The sequence below is a fragment of the Robinsoniella sp. genome (genome assembly GCF_034124845.1).
Window position 1 is genome coordinate 1 of the sequence record NZ_JAWYAJ010000087.1, and the last position, 3798, is coordinate 3798.

Genomic DNA, 3798 nt, shown 5'->3' on the forward strand with positions numbered 1-3798 from the left:
GCATGGTATACGGATTTGCGAAAGAACTTCCAATAGAAGAAATTTTAAAGCTGGCGGCAGGCGTATCTGCTGCGACTGCGGAGTCAAAGTTAACGGTGGGGTTTCAATATGAAAGGGCAATGGAACTGAAAGAAATGGCCATTGTGGAAAAGATACGATAGAAAAGAGGAAGCTCTTTTTTATAGAAGGTATTCATTAATAAAAAATGTAAAGGAGAGGTATGTATGAAGAAGAAAGCAGTTAGTGTAGTATTAGCATGTGTAATGGTTTTGGTAATGGTGGGTTGTGGTGAAAAAACAGCAGAGACAACAGCATCGACAGAGGCGCAAAAAGAGACAACGGCAGAGACTAAGGCTGCAAATGAAGAGACAACAGCGGCAGCTACGGATGCCGTGACAGAGGCAGTATCTGAAGCAGCATCCGGCGGCAAAGAAGATATTATGATCGGCATTTCCATGTGTGCCATTGAGTCCCAGATGTGGGCAGAGTATCAGACAGCTATGCACGATAAATGCGATGAGTTGGGTGTGAAGTATACCGAAGTAATCGCAGAGAATGATGTGCAGAAGCAAAACCAGCAGATTGAAAATTTAATTTCCAGCGGGGCTGATGCAATCATCATTGCGCCGGCAGATGGTGAGGCTGTTGTATCTGCTATTAAAAAATGCAATGAGGCAGATGTACCCGTAATCATGGCAAACCGCGCTGCAGGTGAGGGAGCAGAAGTTGCAGGAACAGTTACCTCTGACAACGTTGCTATGGTTGAGAGAGAGATGAACTATTTGCTGGAGAAAGCAAAAAAGGATGGAAAGACTTACAAGGCAGTAAAACTGATGGGCAGCCTGACTGACGTAAATGCAGTTGCACGTGATACTGGATTTAAGAATGTGGCGGATGCAAATAAAGATATATTCGATGTAGTTTCCGAAGTTCCCACTGAGTGGAAGGGAGAACTGGCTCTGGCTGGTATTCTGAGTGCTTTTGAAGCAAATCCTGACATCAATATGATATTCAGCCCTTCTGATGCCTTACTCCCGTCTATTATTTCGGGACTGCAGCAGATTGATAAGTGGTATCCGATTGATGATGAGAAGCATGTAACTATTGTTACTTTTGACGGTGCAAAAGATGCAATTGACCAGATTAAGGCAAACTATGTAGATATCGTTTCTGTGCAGGATGCTACGACTCAGGGGCAGCTCTGCGTGGAAGGTGCAGTGGCAGCGGCTAAAGGAGAAAAAACAGATGGTCTTGTGGATCCTGGATTTGAAGTTACGCCTGAGAATGTAAATGAATTAGGTTTTGCAGGATACTAATTTCTTAGGTCAGAGTAATTATCATCAGAGGAGTATGACATTGCGCGTCGCCGTATATTCCGTAGACGTGATACCAGTATGAAAGAAAAACAGAGCATAGTTCAGCATAACACAATTATCAGTGGATAATGTTCCTGGTATCTACGCTTGCATTTCTGTGAGGCTAGTCGCAGCCCAGCTGCGCAGTTGTTTCCCAGATGCATGCCTGACGCAGATACCGGGTACGTATTCACAGTCAATTACATGCAATGCTGTACTTGATGCAGATAGCGAGGTTTGATTTTATGGAACAGGTCAAAAAGATTTACGGGTCAGTAGACACAATTATTTGGTTTGTACTGGTGTTTGTATTTGTTGCACTCATCGGCGTACCAAATTTCGCAACTGCGGGTAATATCACAAACATTCTTGGTCAGGCCTGTGTATTACTTACCGTTGCATGTGGCCAGCACTTCGCAGTTTTAAACGGTGGCGTGGATTTCTCTGCAACCTCCGTAATTGCACTAACCTGTGTGGTGGGAGCATCGATTATGAGCGAGACAACCGGATACCTGGCTGGTAGATGGTACGCTATTCCCGTTGCCATTCTGCTGATGCTATTGATCGGTGTTATTTTTGGTATTATTAATGGTTTGTCTGTTACCAGATTTAAGATGCCTTCATTTATCGTTACCATGGCAACCCAGATGATTGGCAGCGGTCTTGCTGTTGTCTATACAGGAGGAACTACTATCTCAGGACTGCCTTCAGCTTTCACAGCTTTGGGATCGGGCAACGTACTGGGAATCCCCTATGCGCTCATCCTGGGATTAATTGTGGCAGTTATTACCCACATTGTCTGCAGCCGTACTTTGTATGGTAGACAGCTTTATTCGGTGGGAACCAATCCCAAGGCATCGGTTATTTCCGGTATTCCGGTAAAAAAGACGATCTTTAAAATATATATTTACAGTGGTGTCTGTGCAGCAATTGCGGGTGTTATTATGATGGCCCAGATGGAGTCAGGAGCATCCAGCTATGGAAGTACATTGTTCATCGATATTATGGGCAGTATTATCGTAGGCGGAACCAGTCCGGCAGGAGGATTTGGCAAGATCCCCAATACGGTAATGGGAGCATTTCTTATTATATTAATTAATGTAACATTAAACTTGTTAAATACACCGTATTTCATCATTACCATAGTCAAGGGAGCGATTATTTTGGCTGCAGGAGGTATGGCTGTCTTTAAGAAAAGAAATGAAAAATCATAACAAGTGCCGATAAGATTGGATGTGAGAAGAGTGGCTGAAAAGATAGAGTATATATTACAGTTGGAGCAGGTGACAAAATCTTTTTCCTCCGTGAAGGTGCTGAAAGATATAACGATTGCACTGAAAAAAGGAGAGATCCTGGGACTGGTTGGTGAAAACGGTGCTGGAAAATCTACCCTGATGAATATCCTGGGAGGCATTCACCAGAGGGATGGGGGAAAAATCATTTTGGAAGGCAGAAAGTTCGAGCCGGCAAACCCGAAAATTTCCCAGGCCGCGGGTATCGCTTTTGTACACCAGGAGTTGAATCTGTTTACCAATTTAAGTGTTTATGAAAATCTCTTTATTACTGAGATGAAGAAAAATAAAATTAAAACTATTGATAAGAGAGCAATGAAAAAGATTGCTGCGGATAAACTGAAAGAGCTGGGAATTAGTGACTTTACAGCGGTTGATATTCTGGGAAGTCTTCCAATGGGACAGCGGCAACTGGTGGAGATCACAAAGGCAATTATGAGGGATGCTAAAATTATCATTCTGGATGAGCCAACCACCTCGTTGTCAAATAAAGAAAAGGAAAAACTGTTTGAGATCATGCATCTGCTTCAGAAGCAAGGAAAATCCCTCATCTTTATCACCCACATTCTGGAGGATGTATTTGAACATTGTGACGAGATAGCCGTACTCAGAGACGGGGAAATCATTTCACAGAACCCTACGAATACCATCACAACACCGGAGGTAATCAAACAGATGGTGGGACGTGAATTGAATAAAATTTATCCCACAGTGGAAAAGCAAATAGGGGAAGTAGCATTTGAGGTGAAGAATATCTGTCAGGACGGAAGATTTGAGAATGTCAATCTGGAGATTCGGGAAGGTGAGATATTAGGGCTGTTTGGATTGATGGGGGCTGGAAGGACTGAACTTCTCAGATGTTTGTTTGGAGTAGATACCATCTCAGACGGCAGCATTCACTATAAGGGGAAGGAGATAAAGCCCATCACACCTGAAAATTGTATTCGAAATGGTATGGCGTTTATTACTGAGAATAGGCGTGAGGAAGGACTTTTGATGCCAAAAACCGTAAAAGAAAACGTGGTGCTTGCAAATATAAAAGAAATATCTGGAAAAATAAAATTTATTAATCGAAAATCAGAAACGTCACAGACCTTACAAATGGTGAAAGAGCTGAATATTAAGACGTTTGATGCAGGGAAACAGGTTGT

3 protein-coding genes are annotated in these 3798 nt (G+C 42.8%); all 3 read left to right on the forward strand.

The annotated features are described in order from the left end of the window. Positions 1–224 precede the first annotated feature (224 nt). Complete coding sequence (locus ACH2DQ_RS04380) at positions 225–1316, forward strand: sugar ABC transporter substrate-binding protein (RefSeq protein ID WP_394915296.1); 1092 nt, start codon at positions 225–227, stop codon at positions 1314–1316. Positions 1317–1600: 284 nt separating this feature from the next. Then, positions 1601–2569 (forward strand): ABC transporter permease, encoded by a 969-nt coding sequence (locus ACH2DQ_RS04385; RefSeq protein WP_394915295.1) that lies wholly within the window; start codon positions 1601–1603, stop codon positions 2567–2569. A 30-nt stretch (positions 2570–2599) separates the two neighbouring features. Further along, positions 2600–3798: sugar ABC transporter ATP-binding protein (locus ACH2DQ_RS04390; protein ID WP_395025718.1), on the forward strand; the 1199-nt coding region annotated here is incomplete at its 3' end.